The sequence below is a fragment of the Sphingopyxis sp. USTB-05 genome, assembly GCF_023822045.1.
In the GTDB taxonomy this organism is placed as follows: Bacteria; Pseudomonadota; Alphaproteobacteria; order Sphingomonadales; family Sphingomonadaceae; genus Sphingopyxis.
Map to the genome: position 1 here is coordinate 2,690,900 of NZ_CP084712.1, position 20,106 is coordinate 2,711,005.

Below are 20,106 nucleotides of genomic sequence, written 5' to 3' on the forward strand. Positions count from 1 at the left end.
GGACAATGGCCGGACTGTCGATCCGTGATGCACGCAAAAGCTTCGGCGCCACCGAAGTTCTGAAGGGCGTTTCGATCGACGTCGCCGATGGTGAATTCACCGTCATCGTCGGGCCGTCGGGGTGCGGCAAATCGACTCTGCTACGCTCGGTCGCAGGGCTTGAGGAGCTGACAGGCGGTAGCATCGTCATTGGCGACCGCGATGTGACGGCTCTTGCGCCGTCCGAACGCGGGATCGCGATGGTGTTCCAGTCCTATGCGCTTTATCCGCACCTGACGGTCTATGAGAATATGGCGTTCGGGCTGCGCATCGCAAAGGCGGACAAGAGCGCGATCGACGTCGCAGTACGCCGCGCCGCGGCCATATTGAACATCGAAGCGCTTCTCGAGCGCAAGCCCGCAGCGCTGTCGGGCGGGCAGCGGCAGCGCGTCGCGATCGGGCGCGCGATCGTGCGCCAGCCGCAGATATTCCTGTTCGACGAACCGCTATCGAATCTCGACGCCGATCTGCGGGTACGGATGCGCTACGAATTTGCGAGTCTGCACCGCCAACTCGGCACGACAACGCTGTACGTCACGCACGATCAGGTCGAGGCAATGACGCTCGCCGACCGGATCATCGTGCTGCGCGACGGCCGCATCGAACAGGTCGGCACGCCGCGCGAGCTTTACGCGCGGCCCGCGAATATATTCGTCGCGCAATTTCTGGGTACCCCGCGGATGAACATCTTGGCCGCAACGGTGTTGGAGAATGGCCGGGCGACGCTCGCTGACGGCCGCACCATCGCCCTACCCGTCCTTGCAAAGCCGCTCGCGGCCGGAACGCCGCTGTCGATCGGCATCCGGCCCGAGGATATTGCGATCGGCGATGCCCCCGATGGGCTGCCCTTCACGATCCGCTTTATCGAGCGGCTCGGAGGCCTTGCAACACTGCATCTGGGCGGACGCGATGGCGACGAAGCGATCGCTTGCCAGTTGCGCGACGACGGCAGCCTCGAAGAGGGCGACCTGATAGCCGCATCATTTGCGCCACAGCATCTACATCTATTCGACACCGAGGGCCAAGCGTTGGGAAAAGCGGGGGAATGACCTTGCATTTCGCCCGTGTAACCGGTTACCCTACCGGAGTTTCCGCACCCGGCAAGATGACGAGCACGGAGTCGCAACGGCGACCCGACGCGGTATGAGGGAAAGGGGCCCGACAATATGGCTACATTGAGGGACGTCGCCCGCGAAGCGGGGGTTTCGGTGGCGACGGCATCGCGGGCAATCAACGGGCTCGGCAATGTCACCGCACCGACGAAAGCCGCGGTAATGGCCGCAGTCAAAAAGCTGAATTTCGTCCCACACAGCGGCGCGCGCAGCCTGACGCGGCGCAAGACCGATACGGTGGGGGTGATCCTGCCCGACCTGTTCGGCGAATTCTTCTCCGAAATCATCCGCGGCATCGATCTGGTCGCGCATGAATCGGGTATGCACCTGCTCCTCGGCAACATGCACGGCAGCACGCACGAAACCGCCGCCGCGATCGCGGCGATGCGCGGGCGCGTCGACGGATTGCTCGTGATGCCGCCCGACTTGAAGCCCGAACTGCTGTCCGATTATCTCGACCCTGCGCTGCCGACGGTGCTGCTCAACTATGATGCGGGCTCGCTCGACCTGCCTTTCGTCGCGGTCGACAATTATCGCGGCGCCTATGCGATGACCGAGGCACTGCTCGCGCGCGGGGCGCGGCAGGTCGTTCATATCGCGGGGCCGAAGCATAATCGCGACGCGCGCGACCGGCAGCGCGGCTTCGTCGACGCGATGGCGAAAATCGGCGGCGTGCGAAATCCGGCGATCCTGCCCGGCGATTTTTCGGAAGAGAGCGGGCTGAAGGCCGCCGGGCTGCTTGTACAGGGGCAATTGCCCGCGGATGCGGTGTTCGCCGCAAACGACCAGATGGCTGTCGGTCTGATCGCAGGACTCGCCGAAGCGGGCAAGTCGGTGCCGGGCGACATCATGGTCGCGGGCTTCGACGATATCCCGCTCGCGCGACACCTCAATCCGTCGCTGTCGACGATGCAGGTCCATATCGACCGGTTGGGATCGACCGCGATGATGATGTTGCTGCGCATATTGCGCGGCGAGACGCTCGGCGCGGCAAGCGCAACGATCCTGACCCCTGCGCTGATCGCGCGCGGCACGACCGGCACCGTGGTTACGGCGCGCGGCGCACACGCATGACCCCTATGGGCGCCCGATGCAGTTAACGCGGCGCCAGATGACGGGCGCCCTGGCGGCGCTGCCCCTGCTCCCGATGCTCGGCGCATGCGAAGCACGGCACGGCGACGCATTGACGATCTGGGCAATGGGCAATGAAGGCGCGAACTTGCCTGCATTGCTGAAAGACCTTGCGCTGCCCGCGAGCATGCCGCCGATCAAGGTACAGCCGCTGCCATGGACCGCGGCGCACGAGAAATTGCTTACCGGCTTTGCCGGCGGCTCGCTGCCCGCAATCGGACAGGTCGGCAATAGCTGGATCGCCGAAATGGCCGCGATCGGCGCGATTGCGCCGGTGCCTGCGTCGGCCGAAGCGCTACTCGGCGACCAGTTCGCCGCGGTGGTCGACACCAATCGGATCGCGGGCAAAACCTGGGCGGTGCCCTGGTACGTCGACACGCGGCTGCAATTCTACCGCAAGGATCTGTTCGAGCGCGCGGGCTATGCCGCGCCACCGACGGGCTGGGACGCGTGGAAAGCGGCGCTACACAAGGTCAAGCAGCAAGCGGCCGACGGTAATTATGCCCTGCTTTATCCGCTCAACGAATATGAGCAGTTGACGACGCTCGCTCTGTCGGCGGGCGCGCGGATGCTGCGTGACGAGGGGTCGCGCGGCGCATTTTCTGACCCCGAATTCAAGGCAGCGCTGACTTTCTATAAGTCGCTGTTCGACGAAGGCCTCGCCCCTCGGGCATCGTCGGCGCAGATCGCGAACATCTGGAACGAGTTTGCACGCGGCTATTTCAGCGTCTTCCTGTCAGGCCCCTGGACGATCGGCGACCTCAACAATCGCCTGCCACCAGCGATGCGCGCGCGATGGGCCACAGCGCCCAACCCGGGGCCCGACGGTATTGGATCGGCCGCGCCGGGCGGATCGAGCCTTGTGGTCTTTGCCGGGACAGCGGACAGCGATGCGGCGTGGGGCGTGCTGACGCGCCTCCTCGCTCCCGCTGCGCAATTGCGGTTCCACGAACTGACCGGCAGCCTGCCCGCACGGCGGTCGGTATGGCGCGAAGCGGGTCTGGCCACAAATCCGCTCGTTGCGCCCTTCGCGACGCAGCTCGATCGCGCGACGGCGTTGCCGAAGGTGCCTGAGTGGGAACGCATCGTTACCGAGATGCAGGTCGTCGCCGAACGCATGGTGCGCGGGCAATATAGCATCGACGCCGCAGCAGCCGAGATCGACCGGCGTGCCGACCGATTGCTCGAAAAGCGGCGCTGGATGCTCGGCAAGGGGAAGGCGCTATGAGCGCGGCGTGGCGCCCCGGCGAAGCGCGTGCCGGCTGGGCGATGAGCGCGCCCGCGCTAGTCGCCATAACGGTATTTTTCGCCCTCCCGGCCGCCGCATCCCTGTTTCTGAGCTTCACCGATTTCGATATCTATGCGCTCGCCGATATCGGTAATCTGCGCTTCGTCGGATTCGAAAATTACGAAAGACTGGTCGACAACCCTCTGTTCTGGAAAGCGATGACGAATACGTTGCTGTTCGTCGCGGTCGGCACGCCCTTCATCGTCATGCTGTCGCTGTTCGCGGCCATGCTGGTCAACTCGCGCTGGCTGGCGTGGCGCCCCGTCTGGCGCGTCGCGCTGTTCGCGCCCTATGTGACGACGCTTGTCGCGACCGCCGTGGTATGGCGCTATCTGCTCGATACGCGTTACGGGCTCGTCAATTATCTCCTCTCGCTCTTTGGGATGGCGCCGATCGACTGGCTCGGCAGCCCGCACGCGTCGCTGCCCGCGATCCTGATATTCGTCGGCTGGAAGACCTTCGGCTATAATATGATCATCTTCCTCGCGGCTTTGCAGACGGTGCCGCGCGAACTCGATGAGGCCGCACGGATCGACGGCGCGAGCTGGCTCACGCGGCTGCGCCATGTAACCTTGCCCGCCATCGCGCCGACGGTGCTGCTCGTCTCGGTCCTGACCGTGGCGGCGATGTTCCAGCTGTTCGCCGAACCCTATGTGATGACGCAGGGCGGCCCCGCGCAGTCGACCGTCACCATCCTCTATTTCATGTATGAGGAGGGTTTCAAATGGTGGAACCTCGGGTCGGGCGCGGCTGTCGCCTTTCTGCTGTTCCTCTGCATCCTTGCCGTCACGCTGGTGCAGCTGCGACTGGCGCGGCGGAGCGGCGCGATATGAGCCTGCGCCGCTGGCCCGTCACCCTGCTGGCCGCGCTCGTCGCGCTGCTGACGATCATGCCGCTGTTGTGGATGGTCTCGGTCAGTTTCATGGCGCGGGGCGAGGCGTCGCAATTTCCGCCGCCGTTGCTACCCAGCGATCCCAGCCTCGACAATTACCGCATGTTGTTCGGCACCTTCGGCATCGGAAAGTTCCTCGCCAACAGCCTGCTCGTCTCGACACTCGCAACCGCGCTCGCGCTCCTTTTTACGATTCCAGCGGGCTATGCCTTTGCCAAGCTGCGCTTCCGGGGACGCGACGCGACCTTCGGCCTGCTCGTCGCGGCGCTGGTCGTTCCGGGGCAGATCGGAATGCTGCCGCTGTTCCTCGAACTGAAGGCGCTGGGACTGGTCAACAGCTATGCGGGCGCTCTCGTGCCCTGGCTCGCAGGCATTTTCGGCATCTTCCTCGTCCGACAATATTGCCTGTCGATCCCCGACGAGATGCTTGAGGCGGCGCGCATCGACGGCGCGAGCGAGGGGCAGATATTGCGCCACGTCGTTCTGCCGATCCTGACCCCCATCATCGTCACGCTTGCGCTGTTCGTCTTCCTCGGCAGCTGGAACGATTTCATGTGGCCGCTGATCATTTTCGCCGATCAGGACCTCTACACGCTGCCCGTCGCGCTCGCCGCGATGAGCCGCGAACATGTGCAGGACAATGAGTTGATGATGGCCGGCGCCGTCGTCACCACCCTCCCCGTTCTCATCCTTTTCCTCGCGCTCCAACGCTTTTACCTGAGCGGGCTTCTGGCGGGGAGCGTCAAGGGATGAACCCATCCAGCAAGGACAGACGAATGACATATTGGACCGCGGCGCTGCTCGGGCTTGCACTCGCCGCATCGCCCGTCGCCGCAAAGACGAAAACCCTCGCTCCCGTCGAAGGACAGACACCGCAGCAGCCGATCGAGGCGGGCAATTATCCTTATCAGCTATTCGTGCCCAAAGGCTATTTGGCCGACACCACGAAACAATATCCGCTGCTCATCTTTCTCCACGGGTCGGGCGAGCGCGGCGACGATCTCGCGAAAGTGAAGGTCCATGGTCCGCCGAAGATCGCCGATCGCGACCCTTCTTTTCCTTTCCTGACTGTCTCGCCCCTGCTCGGCGCCGATCAGGACTGGGATATCGACAGGCTCGACCGGCTGGTCGACCATGTTGCGAAGACCTACCGCGTCGATCCTGCGCGCATCTACCTCACCGGCCTTAGCCGCGGCGGCCATGCGAGCTGGCGCTGGGCGATCGCCGAGCCGAAACGCTTCGCCGCGGTCGCGGCAGTCGCGGGGCGCGGCAATCCCGGCGAGGCGTGCCGCCTGATGGACCTGCCCGTCTGGGCCTTTCACGGTGACCGCGACGATGTGGTCGTGCCCGAAGGCAGCTTTAACATGGCGCGTTCGATCCGCGCCTGCGGCGGGCGCAAAGTGCGCCTGACCATCTATCCCGATCTTGGCCATAATGCCTGGGATCCCGCCTATGACGATCCGGCGCTTTACGCCTGGTTGCTCGAACAGAAACTTTCCTCCCCAACGATTGCCGACAAGGACAAAAAATGACGCAGACTGTTTTCCCCGACGATTTCCTGTGGGGCGCCGCGACGGCCGCCTATCAGGTCGAAGGGTCGCCACTCGCCGACGGCGCGGGCGCGAGCATCTGGCAGCGGTTCAGCCACGATCCGCGGCTGATGGCGGTAAAGGGCGACACGGGCGACGTCGCGTGCGACCATTATAACCGCATGCCGGCCGACGTCGCGCTCATGAAGGAGCTGGGGCTCAAGGCTTATCGCTTCAGCGTCAACTGGGGCCGTGTGTTGCCCGAGGGGATCGGGCGCGTGAACGAGCCGGGGCTCGATTTCTACGAGCGGCTGGTCGACGAACTGCTGAAGAATGATATCGAACCCTTGCTCACATTGCATCACTGGGACCTGCCCGCGGCGCTCGACGACAAGGGCGGCTGGCTCAACCGGGACATCGCCGACTGGTTCGCCGACTATGGTTCGGTGATGTACCGCCGCCTCGACGGGCGCGTGAAGAAGTGGGTAACGCTAAACGAGCCGTGGGTAATCACCGACGGCGGCTATCTCCATGGCGCGCTGGCCCCCGGACATCGCAACCTGTTCGAGACGCCGATCGCGAGCCACAATCTGATGCGCGCGCACGGTGCGGCCGTGCAGGCCTATCGCGGCGAGGGCGCGCACGAAATCGGCCTCGTCGTCAACATCGAGCCCAAATATCCTGCGAGCGACAGCCCCGAAGACGTCGCCGCGACCGCGCGCGCGCACGCTTACATGAATCGCCAGTATCTCGATCCGGCGCTGAAGGGCAGCTATCCCGCCGAACTCGCCGAAGTGTTCGGCGAGGCTTGGCCCGAATGGTCAGCCCAGGATTTACGGGACATCTGCCAGCCCGTCGACTTCATCGGGATCAACTATTACACGCGCAACGTCGTAAAGAACGACCCGAACCAGTGGCCCGTCGGCGCGTCACCGGTGCGGCAGAACGCAACGCATACGACGACCGACTGGGAGGTCTATCCGCCCGCGCTCACCGACATGCTCGTCTGGTTCCGCGACACTTATGGCAATATCCCCGTCTATATCACCGAGAATGGCGCCGCCTTCTACGACCCGCCGACGGCCGGCCCCGACGGAATCGACGATCCCCTGCGCTGCGATTATCTGCGCACGCACATCTCCGCGATCGGCGACGCGATCAAGCAGGGCGTCGACGTGCGCGGCTATATGGCCTGGTCGCTGCTCGACAATCTCGAATGGTCGCTGGGCTTCTCGAAGCGTTTCGGGATCGTCCATGTCGACTATGAGACGCAGGTCCGCACGCCGAAACGAAGCGCACGCTTCTACAGCAGCGTGATCGCGTCGAACGGAGGCAACCTCGGATGAAAAGGATCCTGATCCTCGCCGCCGCAGCGCTGCTTGCTCTTCCCGCGGCAGCGAAAGAACGCGCCGACCACTATCAGGCGATGACCTACAATATCCGGCTCGACCTCGCGTCGGACGGCGACAATGCCTGGCCGCACCGGCGGCAGGCGCTGACCGCGCTGGTCGCTTATCAGGCACCCGATTTCGTCGGGATGCAGGAGGTGTTGCAGCATCAGAAGCAGGCGGTCGAAGCCGACTTGCCCGGTTATCAATTCGTCGGCGTCGCACGCGACGATGGCAAGGAAAAGGGCGAATATTCGACGCTCGGCTTCCGCCGCGACCGCTTCACGCTGGTCGAATCGGGCACGTTCTGGCTGTCGCCGACCCCGGCACTTCCAAGCAAGGGCTGGGATGCCGCGCTGCCGCGGATTGCGACTTGGGCGCGGCTGCGCGATCGCGCGGCGAAGCGCATCCTGCTCGTCGTGAACACCCATTTCGACCATATCGGAGAGGTTGCGCGGCAGGAAAGCGCCCGCCTGATCCGCCACTGGATCGACGGCCAGCGTAAAGCCGGCGAGACCGCCGTGCTGATGGGCGATTTCAACAGTCCTGCGACCAGCAATGCCTATGCGGCGATCGTCGAGCCCGGCAAGGGCGCGCTCAAGGACAGTCGCATCATCAGCCACACGCCGCATTACGGCCCGCTCGGTACATTTACCGGCTTCAAGATCGCGCAGATGGAGCCGAGCCCGATCGACCATATCTTCGTCAGCGACGATGTGATCATTCTGCGCCACGCGACGCTGACCGACCAAAATGGCGGCAAGCTGCCATCCGATCATTATCCCGTGCTCGCCGATCTGTGCATCGGCAAGGGTTGCTAAAAGCGCTAACGGCCATCCCGGCAAGGGCCGGGGTGGCCCGAGGCTTATTCCGATTTTGCCTTGTCCAGCCAGCCGCCGGTGAAGCCGATGCGTTTAAGCCCGCGCGCGATATGCGGGTTCTTCCGCATCACCTTCCACACGAAGCCGCTGCGGTGATTTTCCATCATCGCAAGGATGGGGCCCTGATCGATGCCAAGATAGTCGTTCGCGACCCAGCCGTGAACGGGATCGACCTCGCCCGAGTGCGAACCCACATCAGTGAAGGTGAAGCTGGGGTTGAAGGCGTCCTTGAAGCCGTAGCGGGCATAAAGCCGCGTTCCATATTGCTTGCGCATCGCCATCAGCGCGGGAATGGCGACTTCGGGTGCGAAGGCGACCGAACCGCCCGCCGCGGTCGGCACGACGGTGCCGTCGTCGACGACGCGGATCGCGCTGACGCCGCGCGCCATGTACGTATTGAAGTTCCGCGGCGTGCCGTTCACGACGAGCTTACCCTCGGAATAGGTTGGCCCGTCCGATGCGGTCCAGCCCCAGATATCGGCGCTGTAGCCCGTCCATTTGTTCGGATTGTCGGCGCCATAGGCGCGCTGCGCCAGCGTCGCGCGGCGGCTGTTCTCGAAATAGTCGATGCCCTTGCCGCGCATGAAATCATCCCGGATACCGCGGAAATCGACCCAGACATGGCTATATTGGTGCCCGAACATCGGTTCGAACTGCAGGTGCTGCTGTCCGTAGAAGCTGCCCCAATCCTTTTCGAGATCGGCGGCCCAGCCCTTGTCCCAAGCGTCCTTCCCGACAGGATGCGTCGGCGAACCCAGCGCGAGGATATAGACGAGCATGCCTTCGTTATAGCCCACCCAGTCGTGCGTCTCGAAGCCCTTCTCCGGCTTCCATCCCATCGTGATGCCGTGCGAGCCCGGCAGGTTCTGCGCCTCGGTCCCGGTGTTGGTGCGCTGAACGAAGGTCCAGTCGACGCGTGTGTAGATCTTCTCGGCAAGCTCGCGAATCTCGGCCTCGATCGGATCGTTCCGGTCATAATAGCTTTGCGCGAACAGCGCGCCGCCAAGGAACAGGCTGGTGTCGACGGTCGAAAGCTCGTTCGTCCTGTACCGCGTGCCGTCGTCATTCTTCAGAAAGTGATAGAAAAAGCCCTTGTAGCCGGTGGTGCCCGCCGCTGCGGGCCCCTGCGGCGCGTTCCAGTAGAAACGCAGGCAATCGCGCGTGCGCATCGCCGCCTCGGCGCGCGTCACATAGCCGCGCTCTGCACCGATGCCATAGGCGGTGAGCGCAAAACCCGTCGCCGCGATCGACGAGAAGGGCTTGCTCGGCCAGCGATCGGGCGCAAGGCAGCGCTCGGTGTCCGTCGTATCCCAAAAATAGCGGAAGGTGCGTTCGGTCAGCTCTTCCGAAAAGGCCGCCTCGGTGATCGGCGGCAGGCTGGTCGTCGCGGGAGTAGCGGTGGACGGCGCCGGGTTGGCGGCACAAGCGGCGGTCAGCGCGACCAGGGGCAGAATAAAAGCCCCGCTGCGGAACGACATTTTATACTCCAAAAGTGAGGCGCCCGGCCCGCGGGAGGGGGGTGCAGGCCGGGCGCCTTGTCAGCCGGTCAGAATTGGAAACCGGCCGATAGCTTAATCGTCCGCGGAGGACCATCCAAACCCAGATCATTCTGGTTACGCAGCCCGGTGATGGCGCTGAAGCCGCTGTAGTTGCGATCGTTGAACAGGTTGATGATGTCGACGCGGAAGCGCAGCCGCGATTCCTCGGTCAGGAAACGCAACGGGACATATTTGGTGATCGACAGGTCCATCTGGCGATAGCCCCAGCGATCTCCGTTGCCCTCGGTCTCGATCGAGGTCACCGTCCGGCTGGGCGGGACGCCGCCGACACCCGGCGTGCCGACGAGCTGCGCGAGATATTTCGGCGACGCGATCTGGAACTTGCCCGACAGCGTGATGCCGAACGGAACGTCGACCGAACCCGCCATCACGAAGCGGTGCTTGCGCGTACCGGTCGCGGCGATGAATGGATAGTCTTCGATGCCAGGGAAATCGAGCGCGAACACTTCGCCGAGCTGCCGGTTCTCCTCGGCATCGGTGAAGGTGTATGTTGCGTCGAGGCTCCACGGCGAGAATTGGGTATAGCGCTTCGTCAGCTTGAAATAGGCCGTGTTCGCGCGCGTTTCGATCCCGTTGGTGCCGAGAATGATGCTGCCGAACGGCGCCGGTGCGAAACCGAAGGGCGAATCCGGATTTCCACTCGGCGGGAAGAAGCTGCCGTCGGGACGGCGGTTGCCGAGCACATAGGCGAAACCGTCGTGGCTTTCGACATAGCTGTAGCCCGCTTCAAGATCGAGCAGATTGAAGCGGCCACGAACCCCCAGGCTGAACTGGTCCGAATAGGGGGTCTTGAGATCATTCTTGATGAACCGCAATTCGCGCCCGGCCCCAGCCGGCAGACCCGCAATCAGCGCGTCGCGGCCCGCCTGCGTCAGATAGACCGGATTCCACGCGATACAGGTTGCGCTGGGCGCGCAAACATTGGTCGTGTCGCCGGGATTATTGAAATTGAAGGTGCGGCCCGCGAACAGGCCCTGCGCCAGTTCCTGCTGGATGAAATCGAACTGGGTGCGGTCATAGGAGCGGCCGTAACCGCCGAAGATCGAGAAGCGCTTCTCGTCATCGAGCGCATATGTGAAGCCGAGCCGCGGCTGCCATGCGCCCTTGAATGCCTTCCGTTCGTTGCCCGTCGAGATGAAGTCGTCGATGTCGAAATTTGCGTTGCGCAGGTTCGCATAGGGCGGCGTGACCGTCCCGTTGGCAGCAGTGTAGGATGCACGACCCGCGACGAATTCCGCAATCGCCGGGTCATGCTTATAATTGAGGAACGCAGGCGTCCGTTCATAATCCCAACGGAGGCCGATATTGAGCGTCAAACGATCGTCGATTTCCCAATCGTCCTGCGCATAGAGGCCGAGCTGAAAGTTTTTCGACCTGATGTCGGGATCACCCCCGTCCACCGGCGCACTGAACGTCATGCGGTAGGGAATCGTATCATTGAACGCGCCACCAGGTGCATATAGCGCGTTATAGGTGAAGACCGGATTCACGCCATTTTGCGTGTTGGTGTTAAGTTCGATCCACTTCGCCTTCACGCCAACCTTGAACGTATGGCTGTCGAGCCCGGTCCAGGTGAAATCGTTCGAGACCTGCCAACCCTTCTGACCCTTGTCCTGGAAATTGGTGCCCGCACCGACGCGGAGAATATCGCCGCGACGGGTTCCCGTAACCGGCGGTGTGTTCGGCACCGTCACGTTGAACAGCGACACATTGCCGAAGTTGAGCGGACGAGGATTCCAGGTCACATCCTCATAGGCAACTTTGAAGTCGTTCACCCACGTGTCCGCTGTATGCTCCCAGCGAGCAAGGCCGCGCCATTCCTTGACCTTCGTTATCGTCGCCGTCTCTTCGGCGGCGAAACCATTGTTGAGTTCCTCGCCGCTCTCGTCGCGATATTTGAGCGAGAATTCGAACAGGTCGTTCGAGGTCGGGGTGAAATTGATCTTCCCGAAATAGAGGTCTTCGTTAAACGCCGAGGTCCGGGCGCCAAAAGCGCTCTGATATCGATCGGGGAAAAAGCTCGTCGGCAGGTCGAGACCTGGCTTGATCTCGCGCGGCTCAACCCGGCGCTTGCCCTCATAGGTCACGAAGAAGTGCAGCACGTCCTTGATGATCGGGCCGCCCAGCGCGCCACCGAATTGCGTGTCCTTGGTCCGCACCTTGGGAATATAGGTCGGGAAATTCTCGCGCGGCAGCCGGTCGCGAAGGCTCTGGTTGGTGAAGTCGTAGAAACCTTCGCCGTGGAATTCGTTGGTGCCCGATTTGGTCACCGCGGTGATGGCAACAGAGCTGACCTGGTCGAACTCCGCCTTATAGTTCGACGAGATGACGCGATATTCGCCGATCGCAAGCTGCGGGAACGGGTTGCCCTGCGTCGAATCCTGTCCGCTGATACCGCCCTTCAGCACATAGTCCTTCTGCCCGATGCCATCGATGAAGATGTTGATCGCATTGGCGCCCTGCGCACCGCCGCGCAGGCTTGTCTGGCCTGCACTGTTGGTGAGGAACTGAACGCCCGGGGCAAGGTCGGCAAAGGCAAGGAAGTTGCGATTGTTCTGCGGCAAAACTTCGATCAAGCGCCGCGAAATATTGCTGCCGACTTCGCCGCCTTCCATCGAACGGAGACGGCTGCCCGTGACGATGATCGCATCGTCGCCGCCTTCGGCGATGTCGGGCTGCGAGAAGTCGAAGTCGAGCACCGCATTCTGCGCGACATTCAGCGCGAACTCGTCGGTCTGACGCTTGCCCTGTGGGGTCGTCAGTTCGAGGCGATACGTGCCGACGGGCAGCGAGGAAAAGCTGTAGCCGCCGCTTGCCGTAACGGTCGAGGTGCGCGTCAGCCCGGTGTTGACGTTGACGGCGGTGACTTCCGACACGCCGCCCTCGGCCTTGACCGTGCCGCGAAGCGATGCGCCGGCGACCTGTGCATGCGCGGGGGCAGCGACGGCAACCGCCAGCGCCGCAGCGGCACTGCTCCATGCGAGCGCAGCCGCAAGCGAACGGGCGCGCGACTGGCGCGCGGAAACGGTCTGAAAATCACGCGAAAACTTCACAGCATCCTCCCTAATTGCGAACCCCGACATTTTCCGCGCTCGCCTCATCCGCTGACCGGCCTTGCCTCCGGTGCAGCGACGAGTCGCGGGAAACCGCGCCGTTGTTTTTTTGATTTGTAACCGGTTTCACGATCACTGTATAGGGGGAAGCGACACAGACGGATGCGATCGGGGACCAGCCCGTTTTTGGCCGAAATTCGGCCAATCCGCGTGACAATGTATAAGCAGACCCGACCGGGAAGGACGAATCATGCCGCCGATGACGCGCAACCTCACACGCCTGACGCTGGCCACCTTGATGGTGGCTGGAACACTCACCTCCGCCCCGCTCTTCGCGAAGCCCACAGCGAGCACGAGCGAGAAAGTCGCCGCGGATTCAGCAGGCTGGATGCGCCCCGATCCGAAGATGGATCGCTTCATCGCCGACCTGATGGCGAAGATGACCCTCGACGAGAAAGTCGGGCAGTTGTCGCTGCTGACGAGTGACTGGGATTCGACCGGCCCGACGATCCGCCAAGGCTATCAGGACGATATTCGCAAGGGGCGGATCGGTTCGATCTTCAACGCCTTCACCGCCAAATATACGCGCGAACTGCAGCGGCTGGCGGTCGAAGAGACGCGACTGAAAATCCCACTGCTTTTCGGTTATGACGTCGTCCACGGCCACCGCACCATCTTTCCGATCTCGCTCGGCGAATCGGCTAGTTGGGACTTGAAAGCCATTGAAAAAGCAGCACGAATCTCTGCCACCGAGGCGTCTGCAGAGGGCATTCACTGGACCTTCGCACCTATGGTCGACGTTGCTCGCGATCCGCGATGGGGCCGCATGTCGGAAGGCGCTGGCGAGGATGTCTACCTCGGCAGCAAGATCGCGGTTGCGCGCGTGCGCGGATTTCAGGGCGACGATCTGAAGCGCGTCGATACGGTGCTCGCGACCGCCAAGCATTTCGCCGCCTATGGTGCAGCACAGGCAGGCCGCGATTATCATACGGTCGACATCTCCGAACGCACGCTTCGCGATATCTATTTGCCGCCATTCAAGGCGGCGGCCGACGCCGGCGCGGCGACTTTCATGACCTCGTTCAACGAATATGATGGCGTACCTGCTTCGGGCAGCCATTATCTGCTGACCGACGTGCTGCGGAAGAAATGGGGATTCAAGGGCTTTGTCGTAACCGATTACACGTCGATCAACGAAATGGTCCCTCACGGCTATTCGCGCGACCTGAAACAGGCGGGCGAACAGGCGATCAACGCCGGGGTCGACATGGATTTGCAAGGCGCGGTGTTCATGGATCACCTCGCGAAATCGGTCGCCGAGGGCAAGGTCGACGTCAAACGCGTCGACGAGGCCGTGAAAGCGATCCTCGAAATGAAATATCGCCTCGGGCTGTTCGACGACCCCTATCGCTATTCTGACGAAGCGCGAGAAAAAGCGACCATCTATCGTCCCGACTTCCTCGAAGCGGCACGCGACGTCGCGCGCAAGTCGATCGTATTGCTGAAGAACAAGAGCAATGCCCTGCCCCTTGCCGCGACGGCGAAATCGATCGCGGTGATCGGCCCGCTCGGCAACAGCAAGGAAGATATGATCGGCAGTTGGTCCGCCGCAGGCGACCGCAAGGAACGGCCGGTAACCCTGCTCGAAGGCATGCAGAAGCGCGCGCCCAAGGGCACGACCGTCGCTTATGCAAAGGGCGCCGGCTATGAGTTCGCAGATGCGGGTAAAAGCGACGGTTTCGCCGAGGCGATTGCGCTCGCGCAGAAATCGGACGTCATCGTCGCCGCTATGGGCGAGCATTGGAATATGACCGGCGAAGCAGCGAGCCGCACCTCGCTCGACCTGCCGGGGAACCAGCAGGCCCTACTCGAAGAGCTGAAGAAGACCGGAAAGCCGATCATCCTCGTGCTGATGAGCGGCCGTCCGAACAGCATCGAGTGGGCCGACGCCAATGTCGATGCGATCCTTGAGGCTTGGTATCCGGGCACGATGGGCGGGCATGCGATCGCCGATGTCCTCTATGGCGACTATAACCCGTCGGGCAAATTGCCCGTCACCTTCCCGCGCAACGTCGGGCAGGTACCGATCTATTACGACATGAAAAACACCGGGCGGCCGATCAAGCCCGAGGACCCGAACGCGAAATATGTCTCACGCTATCTCGATACGCCGAACACGCCGCTCTATCCCTTCGGCTACGGGCTCAGCTACACAAGCTTCGCCTATTCGCCGGTGACGCTGGACAAGGCGAAAATCCGGCCAGGCGAGACGCTGACCGCAACGGTGACGGTCACCAACAGCGGCGCGCGTGACGGCGAAGAGGTGGTGCAGCTTTATGTTCGCGATCTCGTCGGGTCGGTGACGCGGCCGGTCAAGGAGCTGAAAGGCTTCGAGAAGATCAGTCTCAAAAGGGGCGAGAAGCGGACGGTGCGCTTCACGCTGACCGACGCCGACCTCGCCTTTACGCGGCAGGACATGAGCTGGGGTAGCGAGCCCGGCCAGTTCACGCTGTGGGTCGGCCCCTCTTCGGCGGAGGGATCCGAGGCATCGTTCGAGCTGACCGACTAGCCGGCCTTGCCGAGGGTGGCGAGGCGGGTTACCCGCATCTGAGTGAGTCCCGACACACCGCCCCCACCCTCCGCGCTCGCGCCGTTCCGCTATCCGGCGTTTCGCGCGATCTGGATCGCGAACCTTGCGTCGAACATGGGGTCGATGATCCAGTCGGTCGCCGCCGCCTGGCTGATGACCGAGCTGACCCAATCGCACTTGCTGATCGCGCTGGTGCAGGCGGGCGCGACGATCCCGATCATGCTGCTCGGCATCTTTGCGGGAGCGATCGCCGACAATTTCGACCGGCGGCGCGTCATGTTGGCGGCGCAGACCGGGATGCTGGTGGTATCGGCATTGCTGACGCTGACCACATATCTCGATGCGATCTCGCCGTTGACCTTGCTCTTCTTCACCCTTGCGGTCGGATGCGGGACTGCGCTCAACGGTCCCGCCTGGCAGGCATCGGTACGGTTGCAGGTCGGGCCCAAGGATCTGCCGCAGGCCATCGCGCTCAACACCATCGCCTTCAACCTCGCGCGTAGCGCCGGCCCCGCGCTTGGCGGGATGCTCGTCGCGATTGTCGGCACCGCCGCGGCCTTTGGCCTCAACGCGCTGAGCTATCTCGCGCTGATCGTCGTGCTGCTGCGCTGGCATCCCGAAACCGTTCCGCCGCGCCGAACGCCGATGCTGACGGCGATTGCCGCAGGCCTCCGTTTCTGCGCACAATCGGACCCGGTACGACGTGTGCTGATCCGTGGTTTTGCTTTCGGGTTCGGCGCGGCGGGGTTTCAGGCGCTGTTACCATCGCTCGTCCGCGACCGGCTGCACGGAACCGAGATTATCTATGGCCTGTGCCTAGCCGCGTTCGGCGCGGGGTCGATCTTTGGCGCATTATGGGTGGGTGCAGCGCGCCGCCGCTGGGGCAGCGACCGCGTGGTCACCGCTGCATCGCTCGTCTTCGCTGCTGCCATGCTCCCCGTGGCCCTGACCACCAGCCTGACGCCTGTGATGATGGCGGCATTCGTCGCGGGCGCCGCATGGGTGTCGACGCTGACGACGCTCAACGTCGCGATGCAGCTCCGCTCGCCCGAGGAAATCCTGGGCCGCTGTCTATCGATCTATCAGGCGGTCACGTTCGGCGCGATGGCGCTCGGCGCCTATACGCTGGGCCTGGTCGCGGACCTCAGTTCGCTGCCTGCGGCGATCCTCGGGTCGGCGGGCTGGCTTTTGCTGTCGGCGATCGTCCTGCGCTTCATCGCGCCGATGCCGCACCGCGACGAAGGCCGGCTGCTGCCCTGATCGTCAACCGGCATCGTCGATCGTGAAGCGGCTGTTCGACAGTTGCAGTTCGTCGCCGCAATGGCTGCAAGCCGCAACCATTTCGAGGTCGTGACCGCAAGGGCGATGGGTGAGCAGCAACGGCGGTCCCCGCTCGTCCGAAAACCATTTGTCGCCCCACTGCAGCAACGCGAGCAGCACTGGATAGAGGTCGCGTCCCTTTGCGGTCAGGCGATATTCGACGCGGTCGGCGTGGGCGGAATAGGGAACCGTCTTCAATATCCCCTGCCGCACCAGCCGCTCAAGCCGCCCCGTCAGGATATTCGTCGCCATCAGCGTGTCGCGCTGGATATCGTCGAAGCGGTTGATGCTCGTGAACATCGCGCGGACGACGAGCGTCGCCCAGCGGTCGCCGAACAACTCGATCATCGTGTCGACAAGCGGACGGCCACCGGGCCGGCGCGCGCCGACCTCACCGTTGAAGCGGCGGCGTTCGTAATGCGGGACGACCTGCGCCAGTCCCGGCCCTTCGCGCCAGTCGACGTCGCGCGGATCGATTTCGGCGTGGCAATGCTGGCACGCGGGCACCGGCTCGGTCGCATGGCCGCAGGTCGCGTGATGGAGCTGCACACGAAAATCGCGGCTGTCGGCTTCCCAGCGATGCTGCCAGCGCAGCATCATCAGTGCGTTGGGAAATTGGTCGCGGCCCTTTTGGGTCAGCACATAATGAAAGCCGCGGCCGCTCTTCTTCGGGACTTTGGCGAGGCAATCTTCTTCGACGAGTTTCTTGAGGCGGCCGTTGACGACCGAGCGTGCGAGGCCGGTGCGCGCGACAAATTCATCGAAACTATGGGTGCCGAGGAACGCCTGTTCCATGAGCAGCAGCACCGGGACGTCGCCGACGACGTCGAGCGCGCGCCAGATCGAACAGGCCCTGATCGTGCGGTCATGTTTCAAATCAGCCGTCCTCACCTCTCCCCGCCCCTAAACGAAGCCCGGATGACCGGCAAGGCTGGCACCTGCGACGGGAGGGCGGCTCAGAACCGCCCTCCCCCGCATCAGAAGCGCCCGGTCAGTTGCACCGCAATCGTGCGCGGGCGATCGACGATGCCATTATAGGCATTGCCGGCGTTGCGCGTGATCGTGGTGGCCAGCGGCATAGAGCTCGCAGTCTGCAGGATCCGCTGATTGGTAAGATTGCGGCCAATCAGCGCCACTTCCCAGCGGTCGTCGACCTGCGCCAGCGCAAGCCGCGCGCCGAGCTTCACATATCCGTCCTGATGCGTGCGGGGGTCGAGGTTTGCCGCGGCGATATAGGATGAGGAGAAGTCGGCATTCACGTTGAACGCCACCTTCATGCTGCTCGTCACCGGGGTCGTATAATCCAGGTTCAAATTGCCCGACCATTTGGGGCTGAGCGCATTGCGCTTGCCCGAATAATCGCAAAAGCCGTTCGCACCCGGCGTCTGCAGATAATAGCATTGCCCGTCGGTGAAATTGGTGAATTTAAAGTCGAGATAGGCAACCGCACCGCTGACCGTCAGCCCTTCGGCGAGCGCCGCGCGGAAGTCGGCCTCGACGCCTTGCGTGCGCGCTTCGGCTGCGTTGCGAACGTTGAAGTTCAGCGTACCGTCGAAGATATTGACCTGAAGATCCTTATAATCTGTGCGATAAACCGACAGGTTAAAGGCGATATTGCGCCCCTTGTATTTCAGGCCGGCTTCGAAATTATCTGCGCTTTCATCCTCGAACTCGAACGCGCCGGGCTTCGCGACGGTGGTCGAGGTCGGGAGCGAGTTCGACCGGATGTCAAAGCCCCCGGCCTTCGTTCCCTTGGCATAGGAAGCGTAGAGCATCAGATCGTCGGTGGCGTCGAACTGTACGTTGACCATCGGATTGAAACTGTCTTCGCTGATCTTGCCCGAGATGCTGTGAGCCTCGATATTGAGGGCGCGGAACACCGCCGCGACGACGGCGGCCGGCGCGGTACTAAGCGGCCCCTGTACCACGGCGAGTGTACGGCTGCCGCTCTTCTTCTCGTGATTGAAGCGCGCGCCCGCGGTGATGCGAAGCTGATCGGTGACCGCCAATTCGCCCTGCGCAAAGCCCGAGATCAGGTCCGACTTCTGCGCATAATCGCGGTCGTTGCGCGTGTCGCCCAGCGCATTGAACGGTGCGCCCAGAGCGAGGAAGGTCGGGTTGAACAGCGTGAAATCCTGCACGTCGAGTTTTGCATGCTGGTAATAGATGCCCGCAATATAGTTGAACGCCTCGCCCCCTGGCGAAGTCAGGCGGAGTTCCTGGCTGAACTGCCGATAATCCTCACGCAGATTTGTGCCGTCGAGGAAGCTGATGCCGGAGAAGTCGACGTCGACAATCTCTCGCGTCTTGTAGTCGAGCAGTGAACTGACAGAGGTCAACGTGTGATCGCCTAGTTCAAGATCGGCGTTAAGTGTCGCGCCGAACACCTTGTTCTTGCTTTCATAGCCATTGTCTTCGCGGACATAGTCGGGGTCGGTGCTGACGAAAAACGGCCCCTGGAACACCGTGTTGTAATTGCCGACCGCGCCGAACACATCGCGCGGCTGGCCCTTCATTTCGAAATCGGCATATTCAAGCTTCAATTCGGCAGCAAGCGGCCCGCCCTTGTCGAACTCCAGCTTGCCGCGGAAATAATATTCGTCGACGTTCGGTTCATCGCGATCGAGCTTTTGGTTATAGAAATAACCGTCCATCGAACGGTGGTAGCCGACGACGCGGGCCTCGATGCCCTCGGAGAGCGGGCCCGACAGCACGCCGGTAAGCTGGAATTCCTTGTGGTTGAATTCGTAGAGCCCGCTGACCGAGCCTTCGAACTCGTCGGTCGGGCTACGCGTCGTGATGTTCACCGCACCGGCGATCGCATTTTTCCCGAACAAGGTCGGCTGCGGCCCACGCAGCACCTCGACGCGCTCCATGTCGACGAGCGGCAGGCGCGAAAGCTGGTCGCGGCCGTAATAGACGCCGTCGACGAACATCGCGACCGACTGTTCAAAACCCTTGTTGTCGCCCGACGCGATGCCGCGGATCGCGATGCGATTGGCGATCGCCGTCTGCGTGATCTTGAGGTTCGGGACCGATGAAGAGATTTGCTCTAGGTTCGTCTGGCCATAGCTTTCGACCTGCTTGCCGCTGACCGCCGAGATCGAGATCGGCACGTCGGAAAGCCCCTCGGCGCGCTTCTGCGCAGTGACGATGATTTCCTCGAGACCGCCCTGCTCCTCTGCCGGAGCGGCGTCCTGCGCGAATGCGGTAACCGGGCTGGCGAGCGCCGATGCAGCGAGCAGCGCAACAAAATTTCTGTTCATAGGGTCCTCCCACGCGTCATCGTCTTGGCGACCACCGCCCGCGATGTTTTTCTTGCCT

General features: G+C 62.8%; 14 protein-coding genes. 10 read left to right on the top strand and 4 right to left on the bottom strand.

Annotated elements, in window-relative coordinates:
* Positions 1–5: 5 nt before the first annotated feature.
* The 8 genes from KEC45_RS12495 (at position 6) to KEC45_RS12530 (ending at position 8,200) form a co-directional block, all read left to right on the top strand.
* Entirely contained in the window at positions 6–1,088 is a 1,083-nt protein-coding gene (locus KEC45_RS12495) for an ABC transporter ATP-binding protein (protein ID WP_062178806.1), read from the top strand.
* 117 nt (positions 1,089–1,205) lie between these two features.
* A complete protein-coding gene (locus tag KEC45_RS12500; protein ID WP_062178803.1) occupies positions 1,206–2,225 on the top strand; it encodes a LacI family DNA-binding transcriptional regulator in 1,020 nt (339 codons plus the stop codon).
* A 37-nt stretch (positions 2,226–2,262) separates the two neighbouring features.
* Positions 2,263–3,510, top strand: coding sequence for an extracellular solute-binding protein (locus tag KEC45_RS12505; protein WP_238586586.1), 1,248 nt, complete (start codon positions 2,263–2,265; stop codon positions 3,508–3,510).
* Positions 3,507–4,403, top strand: a complete 897-nt coding sequence (locus tag KEC45_RS12510) for a carbohydrate ABC transporter permease (RefSeq protein WP_062178797.1) — start codon at positions 3,507–3,509, stop codon at positions 4,401–4,403. The genes KEC45_RS12505 and KEC45_RS12510 overlap by 4 nt, the downstream gene beginning before the upstream one ends.
* Entirely contained in the window at positions 4,400–5,215 is an 816-nt protein-coding gene (locus tag KEC45_RS12515) for a carbohydrate ABC transporter permease (protein ID WP_062178794.1), read from the top strand. Before KEC45_RS12510 ends, KEC45_RS12515 begins: the two co-directional genes overlap by 4 nt.
* Positions 5,216–5,238: 23 nt before the next feature.
* Entirely contained in the window at positions 5,239–5,994 is a 756-nt protein-coding gene (locus KEC45_RS12520; protein ID WP_062178791.1) for an alpha/beta hydrolase-fold protein, read from the top strand.
* Entirely contained in the window at positions 5,991–7,337 is a 1,347-nt protein-coding gene (locus KEC45_RS12525) for a GH1 family beta-glucosidase (RefSeq protein ID WP_062178789.1), read from the top strand. The genes KEC45_RS12520 and KEC45_RS12525 overlap by 4 nt, the downstream gene beginning before the upstream one ends.
* Complete coding sequence (locus KEC45_RS12530) at positions 7,334–8,200, top strand: endonuclease/exonuclease/phosphatase family protein (RefSeq protein ID WP_062178787.1); 867 nt, start codon at positions 7,334–7,336, stop codon at positions 8,198–8,200. Before KEC45_RS12525 ends, KEC45_RS12530 begins: the two co-directional genes overlap by 4 nt.
* Before the next feature lie 44 nt (positions 8,201–8,244).
* Here KEC45_RS12530 and KEC45_RS12535 read toward each other — a convergent pair whose 3' ends face one another.
* Positions 8,245–9,738: a glucoamylase family protein gene (locus tag KEC45_RS12535; RefSeq protein WP_062178786.1), complete on the bottom strand. Its 1,494-nt coding sequence runs from the start codon at positions 9,736–9,738 to the stop codon at positions 8,245–8,247.
* Between the two features lie 68 nt (positions 9,739–9,806).
* Positions 9,807–12,872 (bottom strand): TonB-dependent receptor, encoded by a 3,066-nt coding sequence (locus KEC45_RS12540; protein WP_252171090.1) that lies wholly within the window; start codon positions 12,870–12,872, stop codon positions 9,807–9,809.
* A 250-nt stretch (positions 12,873–13,122) separates the two neighbouring features.
* On the opposite strand from KEC45_RS12540, the gene bglX reads away from it, so the two are divergent.
* Complete coding sequence (gene bglX, locus KEC45_RS12545; RefSeq protein ID WP_062178782.1) at positions 13,123–15,441, top strand: beta-glucosidase BglX; 2,319 nt, start codon at positions 13,123–13,125, stop codon at positions 15,439–15,441.
* Between the two features lie 42 nt (positions 15,442–15,483).
* On the top strand, positions 15,484–16,722 hold the full coding sequence (locus KEC45_RS12550) for an MFS transporter (protein ID WP_062178779.1): 1,239 nt from the start codon (positions 15,484–15,486) through the stop codon (positions 16,720–16,722).
* A 3-nt stretch (positions 16,723–16,725) separates the two neighbouring features.
* Here the strand turns inward: KEC45_RS12550 and KEC45_RS12555 are convergent, their stop codons facing one another.
* Together KEC45_RS12555 and KEC45_RS12560 are read right to left on the bottom strand one after the other, a co-directional pair.
* Positions 16,726–17,658 (bottom strand): helix-turn-helix domain-containing protein, encoded by a 933-nt coding sequence (locus KEC45_RS12555; RefSeq protein WP_062178776.1) that lies wholly within the window; start codon positions 17,656–17,658, stop codon positions 16,726–16,728.
* 101 nt (positions 17,659–17,759) lie between these two features.
* Positions 17,760–20,048 carry a TonB-dependent receptor gene (locus KEC45_RS12560; protein WP_252171091.1) on the bottom strand — a complete coding sequence of 763 codons (2,289 nt, stop codon included), beginning with the start codon at positions 20,046–20,048 and terminating at the stop codon, positions 17,760–17,762.
* Positions 20,049–20,106: the final 58 nt, after the last annotated feature.